This window comes from Pseudomonas sp. MDT1-85, assembly GCF_054898065.1.
Genome location: NZ_CM142715.1, coordinates 143,270 through 163,391, shown reverse-complemented (window position 1 = coordinate 163,391; position 20,122 = coordinate 143,270). Strand labels below are relative to the sequence as shown.

Annotated in this window: 18 protein-coding genes; 7 read left to right on the top strand and 11 right to left on the bottom strand. The window is 58.8% G+C overall.

Annotation, left to right across the window (positions count from 1 at the left end; translation table 11 throughout):
- Nucleotides 1–37: 37 nt before the first annotated feature.
- The gene (locus ACYZT2_RS00780; RefSeq protein WP_461969303.1) at nucleotides 38–250 is read left to right on the top strand and encodes a PA3496 family putative envelope integrity protein; all 213 of its coding nucleotides are present in this window, start codon (nucleotides 38–40) and stop codon (nucleotides 248–250) included.
- Here ACYZT2_RS00780 and ACYZT2_RS00775 read toward each other — a convergent pair.
- Nucleotides 192–1,154, bottom strand: coding sequence for a LysR family transcriptional regulator (locus ACYZT2_RS00775; RefSeq protein WP_461969301.1), 963 nt, complete (start codon nucleotides 1,152–1,154; stop codon nucleotides 192–194). The genes ACYZT2_RS00780 and ACYZT2_RS00775 overlap by 59 nt on opposite strands.
- A 190-nt stretch (nucleotides 1,155–1,344) precedes the next feature.
- On the opposite strand from ACYZT2_RS00775, the gene ACYZT2_RS00770 reads away from it, so the two are divergent.
- Both ACYZT2_RS00770 and oadA read left to right on the top strand, forming a co-directional pair.
- Nucleotides 1,345–2,760: an acetyl-CoA carboxylase biotin carboxylase subunit gene (locus ACYZT2_RS00770; protein ID WP_008156643.1), complete on the top strand. Its 1,416-nt coding sequence runs from the start codon at nucleotides 1,345–1,347 to the stop codon at nucleotides 2,758–2,760.
- 11 nt (nucleotides 2,761–2,771) lie between these two features.
- A complete protein-coding gene (gene oadA, locus ACYZT2_RS00765) occupies nucleotides 2,772–4,595 on the top strand; it encodes a sodium-extruding oxaloacetate decarboxylase subunit alpha (protein ID WP_461969299.1) in 1,824 nt (607 codons plus the stop codon).
- A 221-nt stretch (nucleotides 4,596–4,816) separates the two neighbouring features.
- Here the strand turns inward: oadA and ACYZT2_RS00760 are convergent, their stop codons facing one another.
- Nucleotides 4,817–7,048 (bottom strand): autotransporter outer membrane beta-barrel domain-containing protein, encoded by a 2,232-nt coding sequence (locus ACYZT2_RS00760; RefSeq protein WP_461969297.1) that lies wholly within the window; start codon nucleotides 7,046–7,048, stop codon nucleotides 4,817–4,819.
- Between the two features lie 459 nt (nucleotides 7,049–7,507).
- On the opposite strand from ACYZT2_RS00760, the gene ACYZT2_RS00755 reads away from it, so the two are divergent.
- Both ACYZT2_RS00755 and ACYZT2_RS00750 read left to right on the top strand, forming a co-directional pair.
- Nucleotides 7,508–8,860, top strand: coding sequence for a HipA domain-containing protein (locus tag ACYZT2_RS00755; RefSeq protein ID WP_461969295.1), 1,353 nt, complete (start codon nucleotides 7,508–7,510; stop codon nucleotides 8,858–8,860).
- Nucleotides 8,857–9,135, top strand: a complete 279-nt coding sequence (locus ACYZT2_RS00750) for a helix-turn-helix domain-containing protein (RefSeq protein WP_461969293.1) — start codon at nucleotides 8,857–8,859, stop codon at nucleotides 9,133–9,135. The genes ACYZT2_RS00755 and ACYZT2_RS00750 overlap by 4 nt, the downstream gene beginning before the upstream one ends.
- A 16-nt stretch (nucleotides 9,136–9,151) precedes the next feature.
- Here ACYZT2_RS00750 and ACYZT2_RS00745 read toward each other — a convergent pair whose 3' ends face one another.
- Complete coding sequence (locus tag ACYZT2_RS00745; RefSeq protein WP_461969291.1) at nucleotides 9,152–9,988, bottom strand: amino acid ABC transporter permease; 837 nt, start codon at nucleotides 9,986–9,988, stop codon at nucleotides 9,152–9,154.
- A complete protein-coding gene (locus tag ACYZT2_RS00740) occupies nucleotides 9,985–10,806 on the bottom strand; it encodes an ABC transporter substrate-binding protein (protein WP_461969289.1) in 822 nt (273 codons plus the stop codon). Before ACYZT2_RS00740 ends, ACYZT2_RS00745 begins: the two co-directional genes overlap by 4 nt.
- 111 nt (nucleotides 10,807–10,917) lie before the next feature.
- Between ACYZT2_RS00740 and ACYZT2_RS00735 the strand changes: the two genes are divergently transcribed.
- Nucleotides 10,918–11,817, top strand: coding sequence for a homocysteine S-methyltransferase family protein (locus ACYZT2_RS00735; RefSeq protein WP_461973300.1), 900 nt, complete (start codon nucleotides 10,918–10,920; stop codon nucleotides 11,815–11,817).
- A gap of 121 nt (nucleotides 11,818–11,938) precedes the next feature.
- On the opposite strand, the gene ACYZT2_RS00730 is transcribed toward ACYZT2_RS00735, so the two are convergent.
- The 3 genes from ACYZT2_RS00730 to ACYZT2_RS00720 are packed head-to-tail and all read right to left on the bottom strand — an operon-like array spanning nucleotide 11,939 to nucleotide 13,707.
- On the bottom strand, nucleotides 11,939–12,610 hold the full coding sequence (locus ACYZT2_RS00730; protein WP_461969287.1) for a GNAT family N-acetyltransferase: 672 nt from the start codon (nucleotides 12,608–12,610) through the stop codon (nucleotides 11,939–11,941).
- Nucleotides 12,611–12,627: 17 nt separating this feature from the next.
- Nucleotides 12,628–13,074 carry a GNAT family N-acetyltransferase gene (locus ACYZT2_RS00725; RefSeq protein ID WP_461969285.1) on the bottom strand — a complete coding sequence of 149 codons (447 nt, stop codon included), beginning with the start codon at nucleotides 13,072–13,074 and terminating at the stop codon, nucleotides 12,628–12,630.
- A 9-nt stretch (nucleotides 13,075–13,083) separates the two neighbouring features.
- Nucleotides 13,084–13,707, bottom strand: a complete 624-nt coding sequence (locus tag ACYZT2_RS00720) for an FMN-binding negative transcriptional regulator (protein WP_461969283.1) — start codon at nucleotides 13,705–13,707, stop codon at nucleotides 13,084–13,086.
- A 90-nt stretch (nucleotides 13,708–13,797) separates the two neighbouring features.
- Here ACYZT2_RS00720 and pdxR point away from each other — a divergent pair, with 90 nt between their 5' ends.
- On the top strand, nucleotides 13,798–15,351 hold the full coding sequence (gene pdxR / locus ACYZT2_RS00715) for a MocR-like pyridoxine biosynthesis transcription factor PdxR (RefSeq protein ID WP_461969281.1): 1,554 nt from the start codon (nucleotides 13,798–13,800) through the stop codon (nucleotides 15,349–15,351).
- 15 nt (nucleotides 15,352–15,366) lie between these two features.
- Here the strand turns inward: pdxR and ACYZT2_RS00710 are convergent, their stop codons facing one another.
- The 4 genes from ACYZT2_RS00710 to ACYZT2_RS00695 all read right to left on the bottom strand — a co-directional run bounded on the left by ACYZT2_RS00710 (nucleotide 15,367) and on the right by ACYZT2_RS00695 (nucleotide 20,005).
- On the bottom strand, nucleotides 15,367–16,482 hold the full coding sequence (locus ACYZT2_RS00710) for a polyamine ABC transporter substrate-binding protein (protein WP_461969279.1): 1,116 nt from the start codon (nucleotides 16,480–16,482) through the stop codon (nucleotides 15,367–15,369).
- A 13-nt stretch (nucleotides 16,483–16,495) separates the two neighbouring features.
- Nucleotides 16,496–17,527 carry a histone deacetylase family protein gene (locus ACYZT2_RS00705; RefSeq protein ID WP_461969277.1) on the bottom strand — a complete coding sequence of 344 codons (1,032 nt, stop codon included), beginning with the start codon at nucleotides 17,525–17,527 and terminating at the stop codon, nucleotides 16,496–16,498.
- A gap of 329 nt (nucleotides 17,528–17,856) precedes the next feature.
- On the bottom strand, nucleotides 17,857–18,849 hold the full coding sequence (locus ACYZT2_RS00700) for an AraC family transcriptional regulator (RefSeq protein ID WP_461969275.1): 993 nt from the start codon (nucleotides 18,847–18,849) through the stop codon (nucleotides 17,857–17,859).
- A 151-nt stretch (nucleotides 18,850–19,000) separates the two neighbouring features.
- Nucleotides 19,001–20,005, bottom strand: a complete 1,005-nt coding sequence (locus ACYZT2_RS00695) for an asparaginase (protein WP_461969273.1) — start codon at nucleotides 20,003–20,005, stop codon at nucleotides 19,001–19,003.
- Nucleotides 20,006–20,122: the final 117 nt, after the last annotated feature.

Sequence of the window (20,122 nt, the reverse complement as noted above, 5' to 3'; positions counted from 1 at the left end):
ATCTTGTAACTCCCGTACTCGCCTTGGGAGACTCGAAATGGCTCAGCCCTACGAAGAACGCAACAGCGCCGTCAAAACCCGTCGTCAGCAAGAAGATCAGCGCCGCATGGAATTTCGCCGCGCGATCGAAGATCGCAGCGAACGCCGCCAGCTACTGGCCGAAATTGGCGATTTTCCTGACAACCTCGAACTCAACTACTGGCAGGCAGCACCGGCAGCTTCCCGTCGAAACGCTCAACCAGCGCGCTGATCTGCGCCCGTTCGCTGCGGATAAATGCAAGGAATGCGTGGGCCACCGGCGATAGCCGTTTGGCCTTGGCCTGCACCAGGCACCAGCTACGGAACAGCGGCAGCTCTTCGACCGGCAGCTCAATCAGGGCGCCGGTCGCCAACTCAAGGTTCAGGGCGTGGCGCGTCAACAGCGCCAGGCCCAGACCCGCCAATACGCATTCACGCTGAGCTTCCGCCGAGGCCACCTCCTGGGTCTGGGTGAAGTGCACGCGCTTCTCTTTGAAGTACTCTTCGCACGCCAATCGCGTACCGGAACCGGGTTCGCGCAACAGCAGCGTGTAAGGCTCCAGATCCTGCAAGCGCAGCGGCCCCATATGGCACAGCGGATGATCCGGCGGTGCTACAGCGACAATCGGATTGTTGAGGAACGGCAGGAATTCCAGCCCCATGTCCTGTGGGACCATCGACATGATCACCAAATCATCACGGTTGTCCGACAGGCGCCGGATGACCTGGCCACGGTTGACCACCGTCAGGTGCAGGTTCACTTCCGGGTGTTGGCGCTTGAAGGCGGCAAACAGGTGCGGTACGAAATACTTGGCGCTGGATTCCACCGCCAGTTTCAGCTGACCCTGCAATGAGCCTTGCATGTCCGACAGCTGCATATCGAGGTTTTCCAGTCGCCCGAAAATGTCCCGGCTGGCGCGCTGCAGTGCTTCGGCCGCCTCGGTCATGTAGAGTTTTTTGCCGACGTAATCGAACAAAGGTTGGCCGATCAGCTCTTCGAGTTGACGAATCTGTAAGCTCACGGCAGGTTGTGTGAGAGACATTTCGTCGGCAGCGCGGCTGTATGACCTCAAGTCGCACACCTCATTGAAGATCTGCAATTGACGCAATGTCATACGCATCAATGACTTACGCATTTTCTAGAGACCCTGAACGGAGGCTGATGCTTCAACTATAAGTCTTTGCTTATGAGTAACCCAATTATTATTCATTTTTGTTAATCCCTTGCGAAGGCTAGTGTGGAGCTGCGACTGAATTGAAACATTTAGTCACGCGCCGACCTGGTTTGACAGGTCGTGGGTACCACCGGCTCAAGGGAACCTCCAAGTGATAAAAAAGATCCTGATCGCCAACCGTGGTGAGATTGCCGTACGAATCGTGCGTGCCTGCGCCGAAATGGGCATTCGCTCGGTCGCGATCTATTCCGACGCCGACCGCCATGCCTTGCATGTGAAGCGTGCGGACGAGGCCCACAGCATCGGTGCCGAGCCACTGGCCGGTTACCTGAATGCGCGCAAGCTGGTGAATCTGGCGGTAGAAACCGGTTGCGATGCGCTGCACCCCGGCTACGGTTTCCTCTCGGAAAACGCTGAACTGGCTGATATCTGCGCGGAGCGCGGCATCAAGTTCATCGGTCCATCGGCTGAAGTGATTCGCCGCATGGGCGACAAGACCGAAGCCCGTCGCAGCATGATCAAGGCTGGCGTACCCGTCACCCCGGGGACCGAAGGCAACGTCGCGGATATCGCGGAAGCCTTGATCGAAGGCGACCGCATCGGTTATCCGGTGATGCTCAAGGCGACTTCCGGTGGTGGTGGCCGTGGTATCCGTCGCTGCGACAGCCGGGAAGAACTTGAACAAGCATTCCCTCGGGTCATTTCCGAAGCCACCAAGGCTTTTGGTTCGGCGGAAGTGTTCCTGGAAAAATGCATCGTTAATCCGAAACACATCGAAGCACAGATTCTCGGCGACAGCTTTGGCAACGTGGTGCACCTTTTCGAGCGTGACTGCTCGATCCAGCGGCGCAACCAGAAGCTGATCGAGATCGCCCCGAGCCCGCAACTGACCCCGGAACAGCGCGCCTACATCGGCGACCTGTCGGTGCGTGCGGCCAAGGCTGTGGGTTACGAGAATGCCGGCACCGTGGAGTTCCTGCTCGCCGAGGGCGAGGTGTACTTCATGGAGATGAACACCCGGGTGCAGGTGGAACACACCATCACCGAAGAAATCACCGGCATCGATATCGTCCGCGAGCAGATTCGTATCGCGTCCGGCCTGCCGCTTTCGGTGAAACAGGAAGACATCCAGCACCGTGGATTCGCGCTGCAGTTCCGGATCAACGCCGAAGACCCGAAAAACAACTTCCTGCCGAGCTTCGGCAAGATCACCCGTTACTACGCGCCCGGCGGTCCCGGCGTGCGCACCGACACAGCGATCTATACCGGCTACACCATTCCGCCGTTCTACGATTCCATGTGCCTGAAACTGGTGGTCTGGGCGCTGACCTGGGAAGAGGCGATGGACCGTGGCTTGCGAGCTCTGGACGACATGCGTCTGCAAGGGGTCAAGACCACCGCCGCGTATTACCAGGAAATCCTGCGTAACCCGGAATTCCGTAGCGGCCAGTTCAACACCAGCTTCGTTGAAAGCCACCCTGAATTGACCAACTACTCGATCAAGCGCAAACCCGAAGAGCTGGCCCTGGCCATCGCCGCCGCCATCGCCGCCCACGCAGGCCTGTGAGGAATATAACAATGAGCAAGACCCCAGTTTCTAAAAAGATACACGTTACCGACACAATCCTGCGCGACGCCCACCAATCGCTGCTCGCCACCCGCATGCGCACCGAAGACATGCTGCCGATCTGCGACAAGCTCGACAAAGTCGGCTACTGGTCGCTGGAATGCTGGGGCGGCGCAACCTTCGACGCCTGCGTACGCTTCCTGAAAGAAGACCCGTGGGAGCGTCTGCGCCAACTGCGCGCGGCCCTGCCTAACACGCGTCTGCAAATGCTTCTGCGTGGCCAGAACCTGCTGGGCTACCGCCACTACAGCGACGATGTGGTCAAAGCCTTCGTTGCCAAGGCTGCAGTCAACGGCATCGACGTGTTCCGCATTTTCGACGCGATGAACGACGTGCGTAACCTGCGAGTCGCCATCGAAGCGGTGAAAGCTGCCGGCAAACACGCTCAAGGCACTATCGCCTATACCACCAGCCCAGTGCACACCATTGACGCGTTCGTGGCACAAGCCAGACAAATGGAAGCCATGGGATGTGATTCCGTGGCGATCAAGGACATGGCCGGCCTGTTGACCCCGTACGCCACTGGCGAACTGGTCAAGGCATTGAAATCCGAGCAATCGCTGCCCGTGTTCATTCACTCGCACGACACCGCTGGCATGGCCACCATGTGCCAACTCAAGGCCATCGAAAACGGCGCCGATCACATTGACACCGCGATCTCCAGCTTCGCTTCCGGTACCAGCCATCCAGGCACCGAATCGATGGTCGCCGCCCTTAAAGGCAGCGAATACGACACCGGCCTGAACCTGGAGCTGTTGCAGGAAATCGGCTTGTACTTCTACGCCGTGCGCAAGAAGTACCACCAGTTCGAAAGCGAATTCACCGCCGTCGACACCCGCGTTCAAGTCAACCAGGTACCGGGCGGGATGATTTCCAACCTGGCCAACCAGTTGAAAGAGCAGGGCGCCTTGAACCGCATGAGCGAAGTGCTGGCGGAAATCCCGCGCGTTCGCGAAGACCTCGGCTTCCCCCCTCTGGTGACGCCGACCTCGCAGATTGTTGGCACCCAGGCGTTCTTCAACGTGCTGGCCGGCGAGCGCTACAAGACCATCACCAACGAAGTGAAGCTCTACCTGCAAGGCGGCTACGGCAAAGCGCCGGGCACCGTGAACGAAAAACTGCGTCGCCAGGCGATCGGCAGCGAAGAGGTGATCGACGTGCGTCCGGCTGACCTGCTCAAGCCGGAAATGACCAAGCTGCGTGCCGAAATCGGCACCGTGGCCAAGTCTGAAGAAGACGTGCTGACCTACGCCATGTTCCCGGACATCGGCCGCAAGTTCCTCGAAGAACGTGCAGCCGGCACCCTCACACCAGAAGTGCTGTTGCCGATTCCGGAAGCGGGCGGCGTGGCGTCGGCCGGCGGCGAAGGCGTACCGACCGAGTTCGTCATCGACGTTCACGGCGAAACCTACCGCGTCGACATCACCGGTGTCGGCGTCAAGTCGGAAGGCAAGCGCCACTTCTATCTGTCCATCGACGGCATGCCGGAAGAAGTGGTGTTCGAACCGCTCAACGAATTTGTCAGTGGCGGCAGCAGCAAGCGCAAGCAAGCCACTGCACCGGGCCACGTCAGCACCACCATGCCGGGCAACATCGTCGATGTGCTGGTCAAGGAAGGCGACACTGTGAAAGCTGGCCAGGCCGTGCTGATCACCGAAGCGATGAAGATGGAAACCGAAGTCCAATCGGCCATCGCCGGCAAAGTCACCGCCATCCACGTGGCCAAGGGCGACCGGGTGAATCCGGGCGAGATTCTGATCGAGATCGAAGGCTGAGTTAACAGCCTCGATATACCGCTTTAAACCTCGGGGGGGCATGTGCTCCCCTTTTTTTTTGCCCGATATTCCACCTGCAAAATGTGGGAGAGCCTGCTCGCGATAGCGGAGTACCAGCCAACCATGATGCTGAATGTCACACCGCATTCGTCGGAACGCCGCCCGGAGCAGGCTCACTCCCACAGGTTCTGCATCAAGTCAGTGAGGGTGGGACGGCTTTATCAGAAAGCAATCCGCCACTGCCCCATCACGCCATGACTGCGGCTGTCATTGCCGACCTCGCCGTTGTAACCAAATCCCAACATATGCCGAGTCGAAATTGCCAGATCCAGCCCCGCATCGAGCATCAGGCTGTCACGATCCAGCGCGGCGCCTTCGACGCTATAAGTCCTGCCGCCGGTTGCCAGTCGTTGATGAGTCCTGCTGTCGAGATCCCCGTAGGTGTGTTTCCAGCCAGCGCTGAATCGTGGCGTCAGTTGCATACCGTTGTCCAGCGTATTGAGCTGTGCCAGGCGCAGGCCGAAGGTGCTGCTGAAATTGTTCTGCGTTTGCCCATGGACCTGCAATGTCGCCGCGCCACCTTTCTCGGTATAGCTGTCGCGCTGATAACGCTGGTATCCGAGATTGGCAAAAGGCTCGGCGCTGATAGTTCCGCTGCCCAGGTTGTAACCGAGCTCTGCAAAGGCTTGTTGAGTGTTGGCGTCGTAACTGCCTTTTGGGCGATCGCTGAAACCGTTGAAAGCTACTCGTCGTTTGGTGCTGCCATTATGGTTGCTGTGAGTCGCGCCCAGGCGCAATGCCAGCGGACCGCTTTGGCGCAGGGCGTAGGCCCCCAAGTGCCAACTGTCCAGATCGCCGTCCAGTTGGCTGCCGTCCAGACGCGTCTGCGATTTACCACCTATGACGCCCACACGCCATTGCTCATCGAGCGCCCAATCCGCGCCCAGCACCAGGCCTTTGGTGGAGTGTTGCAGAGTGCTGCTGCCCCGGTTGCGGTCCAGAGTGCCTCCGCTGCCCAGAGCTTGAACCCAGAGCCTGCCGCTGGTTTCGCTGTCTGCCGCAACACGCGGCACCAGAGCGCTCAGACCATCGGGATTATCCAGTTGGCGCATGGCTGCCAGCATGCTGGCGCTGACCGGATGGACACTGCTTAACGTGGCGTTGGCCAGATTGGCGTTGCTGCCTGCGGCCAATTGTTCAATGGCCCGGGCGGCAGTGGCTTTGTTGGCGCCAAGCAGGGCATTGATAGCGGCGTTCGTCGAGGTGGATGGCAAGACAGCTGCAACAGTTGGTTGGGGGGCAGGGGATTGCGCCTGAATAGTGCCGGATGTTTCGCTGGCAGGCGGTGCAAGCGAAGCTGCGGTGGACGTTTGCGCGACGTTCAGGTGAGTGACGGCAGTTTCGGTAGCAGGAGTTGGAGCTGGAACAGTGGCTGCCGTTTCAATGCCAGATGGTGGAGTCGGGATCAGATTCGGAGCAGTGCTGAGGTTGTTTATCGTGTCAGATGACAACTCTGCTTGTGGAATCTCTTTTGGCTCATCAACGCTGTTGGCGAATTCCCGTCCGTTTTCGGTTCTGGCGGCGCTTTCAAGCGGCACATCATTGCGAGTGAGGATAAAGCCAACAGTCTTTTTTTCGTATTGAAAGTCTGGGGCCATGAAGGCCAGGTCGTTGAGAACCTTGCCAAATTCGCCTTCGATTTTGCCGGCCTTAATAATGATGTACTGGCTACTCAATGGGTATTCACCCGGTACAGCGATGATTTTCAGTGTGGCGTTGCCAAGTTTGGCGGTGCCGTCGACCTGGATTGTTTCGCTGCGACCATCGGCATTCACCTCGTAGGCCAGTTCGGCAGTGTTCTGTAGTTCGAGGTTGCCACTTATCCGCGGTGCGCCGTGCATTGCATTGACCTCAAGCCGACCTGCGACCAGCAAGTGACCGACTTGCCCATTGCCTCGAAAAGTCGCTTTTTTATCAACCGACACTTGGCCGAAAATGTGCCCGCGATTAGTTAACGCAGCTTTTTCCTTCACTATGGCGCCTTCGGAGAAGTCACCTGTCCCTGTCAGAGTCCACTCGCCTCGATTGACGTGCAGGTAGTTAAAATTCCGGCTTTCCCCCAGTTCGCCGCCGCTCACGACATCGAGTTGCAATGCGTTGGTGCCGCCGCCCCCATCGACCACCCCATTGAAGCGTCCGCGTCTGCTGACGGTGACCAGATCATTGGAATCACCCAGTTTTAATGCAACACCGTCAGAACCTGATTCTGTCTTGATTACCGGTGTTTTAACGGTGACTGGATCATTGATGAGTGTCTCGATCCGAGCCATGTGATCGGCGAGTGACGGCAGGATGGTGGTTGGCTGTTGAGCATTCGCGGAAGCGGCGTGGCCGAGGGCGATGGAAATCGCCAGAGTCATGTAGGGCGGTCGAAAAGTGTGTCGGATGGACATCGGGTTCAGCCTCTCGTAAAGGGAGACCAAACTCTAAAATCGATGCCAATGCCCGGATGCCGGGCATTTCCGAGTGTTGCGCAAGGCGCAGAGACGTCGCTTGTAGCCGAATCACCGGTGCGCTTCGGCCGCGTCCGGTTTCACCCTGTCATCAGACGTTTTTCCTTACAGCAATCCCGGAAACTTCCATTGGCGAAATATCAAAAACTCATCTGCCCATTGCCTAATCAACCGCATGACTGCGGCTGTTGCTGCCGATCTCACCGCTGTAGCCAACGCCGAGGGTATGGCGCGCCGAGATACCCAGCCCAATTCAGCCTCCAGCAACATACTGTCCTAATAGTGTCATATGCATTTTATTGCGTTTTTTGGTGCGACTACATCAACGAATATGCACTATATTGCATTATCGAGGTGAGGCGGCCTTCAAGAAATGCATTTAAATGCAGGTAATGACATATGTACGACCTGACTTTACAGATTTATACGGGTGGGAAATGGCATGACGCCATGGTTTTGAGCTTCGACAGTCCTGAAAAGGGCTTCGAAAGTCGATGCAGCTTCGGCTATGAACAGACCTATCTGGTCGATAACTATGCGGACATTCCAACTCCTTTTGCGAAGGCAGTGAGTGCCAGGTTTCCATTGGAGTGGGAAGGAAAGCGATCCAATGCTCCTGCGTTCCTGCATGACATTGCGCCTGCTGGCGCGGCAAAACGATTTCTTCTGCAACGGGTAGGCCGAGAAAAGCCAGCTGGCATCAGTGAGGATCTTTTTCTTCTGGCCAGAAGCACTCCGGCGCCGATTGGCAATATGCGGATAAAGGAATCTGTCGATGTAGTCGGTCAACGTGAGGCGATGGGGTTTGAGCGTCAGGACGTCATTAGTCGCGATAACCGGTTTCTCGAGTATGCCTATGAGCAGGGCGCTGCGATTGGCGGGGCAATGGGGGCAGGTGGCGAGGCGCCGAAACTCTTGCTGGCTCAGGCTAAGGACGGAAATCTATACCCCGATGCAGTACTGGACGACGCAAACGTTACCCAGCACTGGTTCGTGAAGTTCTCTCGCAACAAAGGAACCAGGAACGATCAGGACATCCTCAGAAGCGAGTACCACTACTACAAGGCACTACAAACACTAGGCATCGAAACGGTGGCAGCACAGGGCTTGGCCTTGGAAGAAGCGACCAAACCCAGCTTGTGGATGCAGCGCTTTGACCGTCAGGTAACCCTTCAGGGTGTCGAGCGTTTTGCTGTGGAGTCGATCTACTCACTGGCGCAAATAACCACGCCCGGTAGCCCGATGAACCATATGGAAGTTATTCGGCTGCTCGCCGGACTCTGGCGTGATGCGGGGCAGTCGGACCAGATCCCGGATCTAGTTGCTGACTATTTGCGTCGGGATCTGCTAAATAAAATCCTCGGCAACTCGGATAACCATGGGCGCAACACCGCAATTATCCGCGATACGGCCTCCTTTCGTCTGGCACCGATCTATGACTTGGCGCCAATGGTGATGGACGACGAAGGCGTAACAAGAACCACCAAGTGGCCAAAGGAGTTGGAAAGAGCCGGGGATGTAAATTGGCTTGGTGTGTGCCAGGCACTGGCCGATGTTGCTGATCCGAATGATCCGCTGGCAGCGTTGATTGACTCGCCGGACTCTTTTGAACGCCTGCGCGAGGATGCCAAACGCTTGATGACACTTCCAGACATTCTGGCTGACGGCGGATTGCCCGACGTAACGATGAATCACCCGCGAATAGCTTTGAAAAATCTGGAGCAGCGCTTGAAAGAGTGGAATCTGAAATGAGCATGACCGTTGCCGAGCGCACTGTGCTCATAGAAAGCATTCAAGAGGCACTGGCCCAAGGCACTCTTGAAATAGGCGAGGCTGTTCGCCGTTTGCGTGTGGAAGTCACCGGTTTGCATCAAACCCAATTTGCAAAGATGTGCAAAATCTCGGTGCGCACGTTGGTGCATATGGAACATGGGGAAGGAAATCAGACGCTGAAATCGTTGAATGCCGTATTCAAGCCGTTTGGGTTGAAGATGGGCGTTGTCAGGATTCGACGTGATTTCAGCTAAGGCTGCGATCTTTTTGCTAACCGCGCTTCAAATACGCCTTCCCATAATGCCGCTCCATCCGCGCCTGAATCAGCTCCAGCCCAATCGACATCACCCAGTAGATCACCGCAGCCGTGGTCAGCATTTCAATATAGCGATAGCTCGAGCGCCCATACGATTGTGCCAGGAACATCACTTCCCAAACCCCCATCACCGAAATCAGTGACGAGTCCTTGAGCATGGAGATGAACTGGTTGGTGGTGGGCGGGATGATGGTGCGCATGGCCTGGGGCAGGGTGACGCGCCAGAAGATCACGGTTTCGCGCATGCCCAGAGCCAGCGACGCTTCGCGTTGGCCATGGGGGACGCCGAGGATGCCGGCGCGGAAGATTTCGCTCAGGTAGGCGCCGTAGTTCAGCGACAGCGCGATGATGCCGGCGGCGATGGCGCCCGGTACGATGCCCAATTGCGGCAAGCCGAGGTAGATCAGTAGAATCTGAATCAGTAGCGGTGTGCCGCGAAAGAACGAGGCATAGAAGCTCGCGATACCGAACGCCACCGCACTTTTCGACAGGCGCGCCAAAGCCGTGATGAAGCCCAGCAGCGATGACGTCACGATTGAGCACACGCACAAGAACAACGTCAGCGCCGCGCCTTGCAGAAAGCCGTTGGGTGCCAGGTGCAGGCCGATCAGGTTCGGCAGTTTGTCGAGGATGATCGAGAACTTCAGGTCGAAGCTCAGGAAGAAACTCGCGAACAAGCCGAACATCGCTGCCCAGGTCAGGTACAGGCGGGTGCGGAAGCCGAAGATCCGTTGCAGCAACGACTCAGCCACCGGCTGCGGTGGCTGAGGTGGTTTGGGGAAAGAAGTCATTTGCTGATGTCGGCGCCGATCCATTTTTGCGACAGCTTGCTCAAGGTGCCGTCCTGTTTCAGCTCGGCAAACACATCACGCACTTTGGCGTCCCACTGGGCGTCGCCTTTTTCGATGGCCACCGAGTTCGGTTCCGAGTACAGCGGTTCGCCGGCGAGCTTGAAGCGTTTGTCTTCGGTCAGGCGCGGTTGGGCGGTGACAAGGTTAGTGAGAATCGCGTCCAGTCGTACGCCAGCACCCAGGCCCAAATCCTGGAACGCGACGTTGTCGGTGTCATACGGGGCGATCTGCACGTCTTCGAACGGGTACTGCAATTGGGTGTCTTCGGCGCCTTCGATCACCAGGTTTTTGTTCAGGTAGCTTTCATAGCTGGAGGCGCTGGTGAGGCCGACTTTCTTGCCGCTCAGGTCCTTGGCGCTGTGAATGCTGTCGTCCTTGGCGTTGACCACAATCACCGCTGGGGAGGCGTAGTACTCGACCGGGAAGTCGAAGACTTCGGCGCGGGCCTTGCTCGGGGTCATGGAGCAGATGCAGATGTCGTAACGCCCGCTCCAGCGACCGGCGGCGATCACGTCCCAGGACGGTGTTTCGAGGCGCAGCTTGACGCCCAGTTTGTCCGCAACGGCCTTGGCCACATCGACGTCGAAACCGTCGAGCTGGTTTTGATCGTTGAGGAATGAGAAGGGCGGATAGCTTTCCATCAACACGCCTACCAGTTCTTTCTTTTGCTCGATGCGATCCAGGGTGGCGCCCGCAAAGGCTTGGGTAGAGGCAGCCAAAATCGTCAGGCCCAGGGCCAGCAGTGGTTGAAATTTCACAGTTGATCCCTGAAAAAAAGAGGTTGTTATTAACCGGGTGGTGCGTATTAAATAGTTATAAGAACGACTCTGGTAGTGAGTTATTTTCATAAGCTTATGAGTGAAAAGCATATGGGCGCAGGCAGCACGGTAATTTTGGATGGCGGCATGGGTCGTGAGCTGCAACGCCGAGGGGCGCCGTTCAGACAGCCCGAGTGGTCGGCATTGGCCTTGAGCGAAGCGCCGCAAGCGGTGGAGGCGGTGCACGCGGCTTATATCGAAAGCGGTGCCGACGTGATCACCAGCAACAGTTACGCGGTGGTGCCATTCCACATTGGCGAAGAGCGTTTTGCCGCTGAGGGTCAGGCGCTCGCGGCATTGGCCGGTGAGCTGGCCCGTCGTGCCGTCGATGCGGCGGGTAAACCGGTGCGCGTGGCCGGTTCATTGCCGCCGTTGTTTGGCTCCTATCGCCCGGACCTGTTTGACGCCGCGCGGGTGACTGAACTGCTGGCACCCCTGGTCAAGGGACTGGCGCCGCATGTCGACCTGTGGCTGGCCGAAACCCAGAGCTCGATTATCGAGGCACGGGCGATCCATGCCGGTCTGCCGAAGGACGGCAAGCCGTTCTGGCTGTCGTTTACCTTGAAGGATGAAGACACCGACGAAGTGCCGCGTCTGCGTTCCGGTGAGCCGGTGGCTGAGGCTGCCGCGGTGGCGGCTGAGTTGGGCGTCGAGACCTTGCTGTTCAACTGCAGCCAGCCAGAGGTGATCGGCGCTGCAATTGATGCGGCGCGGGAAACTTTCGAACGTTTGGGGGTGAAGATTCACATCGGCGCGTACGCCAATGCCTTCCCGCCGCAGCCGAAAGAGGCCACGGCCAATGACGGTCTGGACCCGTTGCGCGACGATCTCGACCCACCGGGTTATCTACAATGGGCGGCCGATTGGCAGAAGCGCGGGGCCAGCCATTTGGGCGGGTGTTGTGGGATCGGGCCGGAGCATATTGCGGTGTTGGCCCAGAAATTGGCGTGACGCCAATCGCGAGCAGGCTCGCTCCCACAATAGATCTTCAGTGGACACGTATATTGTGTTCGACAACGATCCAAGGTGGGAGCGAGCCTGCTCGCGATAGCGTCCGTCCGGGCGCCGAAGATTACTGGCGGCACTCAACCAGAGTTTTCACCTGCCCCGATTCCGTCTGATTCTCATCGGACAGCCACCGCTCAAACCCCGCGCCAATCGCCGGCCATTCCGAATCCAGAATCGAATACCACGCCGTGTCTCGGTTCTGACCCTTGACCACCATGTGCTGCCGGAAAACCCCTTCAAAACTGAATCCCAACCGCTCCGCCGCATACTTGGAACGGGCATTGCCGTTGTTGCACTTCCACTCCAGACGCCGGTAACCCAACGCAAAGGATTCCCTGGCCAGCAGGTAAACGGCCTCGGTACTTTTTGGTGAACGTTGCATCGGTGCGCCAAAGGTCACATGGCCGATTTCGATGCGGCCCTGCGAAGGGACAATCGACATCAGGCTGAGAATACCCTGCACGTCGCCGCTGGCGCGGTCGATCACCGTGAGGAAATACGGGTCGCTGTTGGCCGCATGGTTGTTCAGCCAATCGTTGAAAGCGCTGCGCTCCGGGAAAGGACCATAGGGCAAATAGTCCCAGAGTTTCGGATCCGAGCCCGGGCCTTCGAGGGCTTTCCATAAGCCGTCGGCGTGACGCGCCGGGTCAAGTTTTTCCAAACGGATGAAACGCCCTTCGATCAGTTGAACCGAGGGCGGCGGAACACCTTTCCAGTCCGCGAGTGAAGTCGACATGCTGCTCTCCTTGAACCTTAAAGGGCTTTGCGAAACTGGATGAAACCGGGGCGCTCGGCGATGCGCTCATAGAGCTGGATCGCGGTGGCGTTGGTTTCGTGGGTCAGCCAATGGACCTTGCAGCACCCATCGGCCTTGGCCGTGGTGTAGACGAATTCAGTCAATTGCCGACCGACACCAGTGCCGCGAGTTTCCGGCGTCACCAGCAAGTCTTGCAGGTAGCAGGAGTTTTCGATGCTCCAGTTCGAGCGGTGGTAGATGAAATGCACCATGCCCACTGCTTTGCCCTCGGCCCGGGCCAGCGCTCCATGGGTCGGTTCGCTCGGATCGAGCAGGCGCTGCCAGGTGCTCTGGGTGACTGCGTCGGGCAATTCAGTGTTGTAGAAGCGCAAGTAGGCTTGCCACAACGGCAACCAGGCAGCGTGATCGTCGGCGGTGACCTGGCGGATGTCGATCTGACTCATGTGGGTTCCTTAACGCATCAAGTGGGCGAGGGCCTGGTCGTGCACATCAGGGCTGGCGGCCAGCCCCTCGCGCACACCAGCGATGTCTGCAGCATTGCGGTTCTGGCTGAGCTTGCGTTTGCCCTCCAGACGCTGGATCGGCAAGGCAAAACCGACGATGGCCTTGAGCATGCCATCAATGTAGTTGGCTGGAGCGTCGGCGACTTTCCATGGGTTAGGGCGGCCTGACTCATGACGGTCAGTCAGGCCGCTGACCACATTGCGCAAGCGGTCAGCGTCGCTGAAAACTTCGGCGGCACCGTAAGCGTGCACGGCGACGTAGTTCCAGGTTGGTACAACTTTGCCGTGCTCGGCTTTGCTCGGGTAAAACCCTGGGCTGACGTAGGCATCGGCACCGGCAAAAATCACCAGCGCCTCGGCGCCGTTCTGCAATTCCCGCCATTGTGGATTGGCCCGGGCGAGGTGGCCGTAGAGGGTGCCGTTCGGGCCTTGGTCAACATTCAGCAGCAGCGGCAGATGACTGGCTTGCAGGCCCTGTTCACCGTGGGTGACCAAGACAGCGAGACGAGTGTCGAGTATCTGCTGATGCAGTTCATTCAAATCATCGATGGCGAAATTGCTGGGCGTGTACATGGAAATTTTCCTTGGCGAATGCGTTCATCCTAGGCAGGCTATTGGTCTGTTGTAAGAGCCATTAATGACCAATTTCATAGGTCCATTATCATGCCGAATCCGCCGCTTCCCTCGTCGTTCAATCCGGCGGGTATCGAACTCGACCGCCGCCAAGGCCTGAGTCGTCAGCTCTATCAAGCGTTGCGGGTGCGAGTGCTCGACGGACGATTGGCCAGCGGCACGCGACTGCCGGCCAGTCGCGATCTGGCGGCGGCGTTATCGATTTCCCGTAACAGCGTGGTCCGTGCCTACGATCAGCTTTACGCTGAGGGCTTCATCGAAGGGCGTGTTGGCGACGGGACTTATGTCGCGCAATTGCCTCAAGCCGCGGTGTCGGTAAAAAAATTATCCACAAAAGTATCCACAAGGTTTTCAACAGGGTTACCCACAACCTTATCCACAAATTGGCTGGATTTACCTGTGGTTTCGTCCAGTAAAGTTATCCACAGCGGTGCTTTGGCCCGGGTTGAAAAGAACCATTTGGCCTTGCCTCCCAGTGGTCCACCTCGGGCATTTCGTGTCGGCGTTCCAGCCTTTGATCTATTTCCTTTCGAGGTCTGGGCCAAGCTGAACGCGGCTTTCTGGCGTAAGCCGGATTTACAGCAACTGTGTTACGGCGACCCTGCGGGTGATGCACGATTGCGTGGGCTGATTGCTGCGTACTTGCGCAGTTCGAGGGGCATGCAGTGCTCGGCTGAGCAAATAGTGATCACCAGTGGCGCGCAACAGGGGATTAGCCTTTGTGCACAGTTGCTGGTGGAGCCTGGCGATGGGGTGGGCATTGAAAATCCGGGGTATCGAGCAGCGGGTCATGCGTTCGCTGTAGCCGGCGCGCGATTGCACGGGATAGCGGTGGACAGTGAGGGCATTGATTGCACCGAATTGGCGGGGCTCAGCGATTGTCGATTGGCTTACGTCACGCCGTCGCATCAGTACCCGACCGGGGTGGTCATGAGTCTGGCGCGACGTCTTGAATTGTTGGCCTGGGCTGAACGCACCCAAGGCTGGATCGTCGAGGATGACTACGATGGCGAATACCGTTACAGCGGCGCGCCATTGGCGCCGTTGGCGGCACTCGATCGGCAGGGGCGGGTGCTGTATGTCGGCACCTTCGGCAAGGTCGCATTCCCGGCATTAAGACTGGGTTATCTGGTGTTGCCGCCCGGATTGGTTGAGGCGTTCTCCCAGCGTCGTGCGGTGGACGTGCGGCATTCGGAGGTCAGCACTCAAGCGGTAATGGCTGAGTTCATGGCGGCCGGGCACTTCCAGCGACACATCCGGCGTATGCGCCGTGCTGCGTTGAGTCGGCGTAACGTCCTGCTCAATGGCTGGCCTGTGGATATCCCGGGCGTCGGCAAGCTGCCCAGTGTGGCGGCCGGTTTGCACCTGACGGTACGTGTCGACAGCGTGGCCCGTGAGCGCGAATTGATCGAACAAGCCACCAGCGTCGGGGTGGAGATCAACGGTTTGAGCAGTTATTGGCTGCCAGACACGACGCTCCCCGAGGACCAGCGAGCGGGGCTGGTCCTGGGGTTCGCCGCAGTGCCGGAGACGGCTATCGAATCGGCACTGGCGAGGCTCAAAGAGATCTGGAACCCAGTGTGAGCTGCGCCGCCCGGATCAGGTGCCGGACTTTATCTTGGTCCAGGCGCGGGTCCGTGCCCGTTCGGCATCGCGAGGCAACGGTTGCAGGGTGTAGAGCGTGCTCATCGCCGCTTCGGTCGGGTACAGGTTCGGGTTGTTGCGGATCGTCGGGTCGACCATTTCCGTGGCGTCCTTGTTCGGGTTCGGGTAGCCGACGAAATCGCTGACCGGTGCGATCACCTGGGGTTGCAGCAAATAGTTGATGAAGGTGTAGGCGTCTTGCGGGTTTTTCGCGCCTTTGGGGATCGCCAGCATGTCGAACCAGATCGGCGCGCCTTCTTTGGGCAGGCGCATGTCGACGATCACGCCATTCTTGGCTTCCTTGGCGCGGTTGGCGGCCTGGGAGAAGCTGCCGGAGTAACCGACTGCGACGCAGATGTCACCGTTGGCAATGTCGGCCATGTACTTGGAAGAATGGAAGTAGGTGATGTAGGGGCGAATCTTCATCAGCAGCGCTTCAGCCTTGGCGTAGTCCGCCGGTTTCTGGCTGTTGGGGTCCAGGCCCAGGTGTTGCAGGGCCAGCGGCAGGATCTCTGACGGCGAGTCGAGCAGCGCCACGCCGCACTGCTTGAGCTTGCTGATGTTCTCTTCCTTGAAGATCAGGTCCCAGCTGTCCACCGGTGCGTTGTCGCCCAAAGCTGCCTTGACCTTGTCCGGGTTAAAGCCGATCAGGATGGTCCCGTACATGTACGGCACGGCGAATTTGTTATCCGGATCGTTGGCTTCGATCAGCTTCATCAGCTTCGGATCCAGGTGATTCCAGTTCGGCAGTTTGCTGCGGTCCAGCGGCTGGAACACCCCGGCTTCGATCTGCTTGGCGAGAAACACGTTGGACGGCACCACCACGTCGTAACCGGAGTTGCCGGTCAGCAGCTTGGCCTCCAGCGCTTCGTTGGTGTCGAAGATGTCGTAGACCAGTTTGGTCTGGGTGTTCTGGGTCTTGAAATCTTCCAGCGCTTTGGGGGTGATGTAGTCGAACCAGTTGTATACCCGCAATGTGCGTTCTTCAGCGTGAACGGCACCACTGAGCAATGTGGCGCATAGCACTGTGGGGAAGAGCGTTGGCGCGATCAGACGCTTGAGTCGGTTCATTTGTTCTAATTCCTCATTGGGCGCTTTCAAAACCTTCGAGAACGTTCACGGCATTGATGCCGATTTCTTCTACCGCGTAACCGCCTTCCATCACGAACAGCGTCGGCTTGCCGAGGCCCGCGATGCGCGCGCCCATCGCCAGGTAATCCGGGCTGTCGAGTTTGAACTGGGAGATCGGGTCGTCCTTGAACGTATCCACACCCAAGGACACGACGACGATGTCGGCGCCGTACTTTTCGATCTCCTTGCAGGCCTGCTCCAGCGCCGCGCTCCAACGGTCCCAGCCTGAACCGGCGGGCAAAGGGTAGTTGAAGTTGAACCCTTCGCCGGGGCCTTCACCGTGTTCGTCTTCGTAGCCGAGGAAGAACGGAAACTCGGCTTCCGGATGGCCATGGATCGAGGTGAACAGCACGTCGCTGCGCTCGTAGAAAATCGATTGGGTGCCGTTGCCGTGGTGGTAATCGACGTCGAGGATCGCGACCTTTTTGTGGCCTTGATCGAGGAATGCCTGAGCGGCGATGGCGGCGTTGTTGAGGTAGCAATAACCGCCCATCAAGTCGCTGGCGGCATGGTGTCCCGGTGGACGGCACAAGGCGAAAGCACTGCGGGCTCCGCGCTGGATTTCCGCCTGCGCGGTCAATGCCACTTGCGCCGCGCTATACGCCGCTTGCCAGGTGCCGGCGGTAATCGGTGCGCCGCCGTCGAAGCTGTAATAGCCGAGCTGGCCGTGCAGGCTGGTGGGCATTATCCGACGCAAGGTGCGGGCCGGCCAGGTGTAGGGCAGCAAGTCGCCGTCGGTATTGAATTCGGTCCAGCGCGCCCAGGCCCCTTTGAAGAAGTCGAGATAGTCGCGGCTGTGAATGCGCTCGATCGGTCCGAGCCCGAAATCCTGCGGCGCCTCGACCGGGCCCAGATGGCGGGACTGTACGCGTGCCAGCACATGGTCGGCCCGGGAGGGCATTTCGAAGCAGGGCATCAATTGCCCGTCCATCAATTCACAACGGCCGTGATGCAGGTGGTGATCGTCCGAGTAGATCGTCAGCATTCTTGTTCTCCGCAGGCTGATTCGGTTGCACACAGTCTTGCGGCGGGGGGCCGTTTGGGAGAACGGCAGGAAAGGCCAAAAGGGGATCGATATGGCCAAAAGATTTGACCGAAATTCGCCCCTTAATGGCACGCCGGCGCCCTCGAATGACGCATCCGACCCTGTAGGAGCGAGGCTTGCCTGCGAAGCTTTTGGCGTTCTTGAGGATGCCATCGCGAGCAGGCTCGCTCCCACCTCGGATCTTCAGAGAATCCCGTATTTACGTCCGACGCAAAACCACTGTGGGAGCGAGCCTGCTCGCGATGGCGGCATTCAGGACGCCGCCATCCTCAAGGCCTGAACTGACTCGGCGCCACACCACTCCAGCGCACAAACGCATGGCGGAAGCTCGCGGTCTCGCTGAACCCCAATGCCTCGGCAATCCGGTAGACAGGCAGTTGATCTTCACAGAGCATTCGCTTGGCCTGCTCGAAGCGCAACTCATCAAGCAGTTCCTGGTAGCCGCAGCCCAGGTCCTTCAGATGTCGCCGCAAGGTGCGCGCCGAGCAGTTCAGCTGTTCGGCCAGCCCCTCCAGGCCCGGCGCCGCGTTGAGCTGCGCGGCGAGCAGTTGGCGGATACGTCCGAGCCAGGCCTGACGCCCGGTGAACTCGGTATTTTGCTTGCGGCAGCGTTCAGCCATGGCTTGGTGAGTGATGGCATCGGCCAGAGGCAAAGGTTGTTCAAGCCAGTATTTGTCGAAGGCAAAGGCATTGGACACAGCATCGAACAGCAAGGGGCAGTCGAAACGCTCGGCGTAGCGCGCCTGATAGTCCGGCGCCGGGTGTTCGAAGCGGGCGCCGAGCAGAGGCAGAGGATGGCCAAGCAAGTCTTCGCAGGTGACTTTCATCGAGACCAGGCAAAACTCGACATTGAACGGCGCCAGCGCCGGATTTTCCCGATAGTCGCCGGCGGTGAGCCAGATGCGCTCGCCATCGTCCTCCAGGCTCAACTCGAACAGTGTTCCCAATAGCGCCGGATAGTGCAGCGCCAACCGCAAGGCGTCACCGAAAGTGGCGCTGGTGAGTAAGGCGTACCCGAGCAGGCCGTAGGAAGAAACGTGCATCCGCCGGCCCAACTCCAGGCCGATATCGCGGCGTAACGCGACGGCGTTGGCGCAAACCAGCATCTCCTGGTTGGTAGTGATGCGCGTGTCCGCCCGGCTCAGATCCGCCGCGCTGATGCCGCTGCCGGCCAATAACGCCTCGCTCGACAGACCGTCGGCTTTGAAGGTGTTGAGCACCAAGGAGACGGCGTTAAGGGTGGTGAGGTGGGAGTGGAGCATGGAGTGTTCCAGCATTGGGATGCTGGAACGGGAGCAAGTTATATGCCGGTTGTGACCAACCCTGTAGGAGCGAGGCTTGCCCGCGAAGCTTTTGGCGCACTTGAGGACGCCTTCGCGGGCAAGCCTCGCTCCTACAAGGTTTTGTGTTGTGTCAGATAAGCTCGCCGCACAGATCGAGTTCAACCAACCGCCGAACTTCAGCCGTCTCAATCCCTGCACCCAGTAGCCCATGCAATTTGCCGAATGCCGCCTCGCGAGTCATGCCGCCACCGGACAACACCCCGGCGTCACGCAAGCGGCTGCCCGCCTCGTACACATCGAGCTGCACACCACCTTCATGACATTGCGTCACCGCCACCATCACCACACCTTTGTCCCGCGCCCGTTCCAGGCTGGCGAGAAACTCGGGGTTGTCGCTTGGCCCGGTACCGCTGCCATAACATTCCAGCACCAGACCCTGAATACCGCTGTTGAGCAGACCATCCAGCTGATCAGCACCGATGCCCGGGAACAGCGGCAGCGCCGCGACCTTCGCCAGCTGTTTAGGCTGGTTGTAGTTCAGCTGCGCCGGCACGGAAGTCGCCTTCACGCCGCCGCCCTGACGCTCCAGCCGCTTGAACGGATGACGACCGAAACTGCGAACCTTGGCGCAACGGGTCGGGTCGAGCAGTTCGCCGTGGAAGTACAGATGAACCCCCGGCGCCTGGCCCTGACCAAGAGCAACCAACGCACCGCCGAGGTTCTCCCAGGCATCACTGTCGGTCACACCGGCCGGCAGCATGGAGCCGGTGAAACACACGCGGGCATGCAAACCGAGTAACTGAAAGCTCATGGCTGCGGCGCTGTAGGCCAGGGTGTCGGTGCCATGCAGGATCAACACGCTGTCGCAGCCCTGGAGATCAACGGCGTCGACCACCGCTTCACGCAATTGCTGCCAGTAGGCGGGCGTCATGTTGGCGCTGTCGATCAGCGGCGACATCTCGCGAAAGCGCCACTGCGGCACTACCAGCTCAGGCTGGCTGTGCAGATACTCGCGCATCCTTGCTTCGAATCCGGACGCTGGCGCCAGGCCGTGAGCACTGGCTTGCATACCGATGGTGCCACCGGTGTAGAGCACCATGACGAGCTGGGCGGCTGGGTAACTATTGGGGATCATCTGGAGGTCTCCACAAGAGATGACATGTGGGAGCGAGCCTGCTCGCGAAAGCGGTCAATCATTCAACATTGATGTTGGCTGATACACCGCTTTCGCGAGCAGGCTCGCTCCCACAGG

Excerpts from the sequence above, each read along its gene's own strand:
- ACYZT2_RS00735 (WP_461973300.1), top strand. The coding sequence starts at position 10,918 with ATGGGCGCAGGCAGCACGGTAATTTTGGATGGCGGCATGGGTCGTGAG.
- pdxR (WP_461969281.1), top strand. The coding sequence starts at position 13,798 with ATGCCGAATCCGCCGCTTCCCTCGTCGTTCAATCCGGCGGGTATCGAA.
- ACYZT2_RS00700 (WP_461969275.1), bottom strand. The coding sequence starts at position 18,849 with ATGCTCCACTCCCACCTCACCACCCTTAACGCCGTCTCCTTGGTGCTC.
- ACYZT2_RS00755 (WP_461969295.1), top strand. The coding sequence starts at position 7,508 with ATGTACGACCTGACTTTACAGATTTATACGGGTGGGAAATGGCATGAC.
- ACYZT2_RS00710 (WP_461969279.1), bottom strand. The coding sequence starts at position 16,482 with ATGAACCGACTCAAGCGTCTGATCGCGCCAACGCTCTTCCCCACAGTG.
- ACYZT2_RS00720 (WP_461969283.1), bottom strand. The coding sequence starts at position 13,707 with ATGTACACGCCCAGCAATTTCGCCATCGATGATTTGAATGAACTGCAT.
- ACYZT2_RS00780 (WP_461969303.1), top strand. The coding sequence starts at position 38 with ATGGCTCAGCCCTACGAAGAACGCAACAGCGCCGTCAAAACCCGTCGT.
- ACYZT2_RS00760 (WP_461969297.1), bottom strand. The coding sequence starts at position 7,048 with ATGTCCATCCGACACACTTTTCGACCGCCCTACATGACTCTGGCGATT.
- ACYZT2_RS00745 (WP_461969291.1), bottom strand. The coding sequence starts at position 9,988 with ATGACTTCTTTCCCCAAACCACCTCAGCCACCGCAGCCGGTGGCTGAG.
- ACYZT2_RS00695 (WP_461969273.1), bottom strand. The coding sequence starts at position 20,005 with ATGATCCCCAATAGTTACCCAGCCGCCCAGCTCGTCATGGTGCTCTAC.
- ACYZT2_RS00775 (WP_461969301.1), bottom strand. The coding sequence starts at position 1,154 with ATGCGTAAGTCATTGATGCGTATGACATTGCGTCAATTGCAGATCTTC.
- ACYZT2_RS00725 (WP_461969285.1), bottom strand. The coding sequence starts at position 13,074 with ATGAGTCAGATCGACATCCGCCAGGTCACCGCCGACGATCACGCTGCC.
- ACYZT2_RS00705 (WP_461969277.1), bottom strand. The coding sequence starts at position 17,527 with ATGCTGACGATCTACTCGGACGATCACCACCTGCATCACGGCCGTTGT.
- ACYZT2_RS00750 (WP_461969293.1), top strand. The coding sequence starts at position 8,857 with ATGAGCATGACCGTTGCCGAGCGCACTGTGCTCATAGAAAGCATTCAA.
- ACYZT2_RS00730 (WP_461969287.1), bottom strand. The coding sequence starts at position 12,610 with ATGTCGACTTCACTCGCGGACTGGAAAGGTGTTCCGCCGCCCTCGGTT.
- oadA (WP_461969299.1), top strand. The coding sequence starts at position 2,772 with ATGAGCAAGACCCCAGTTTCTAAAAAGATACACGTTACCGACACAATC.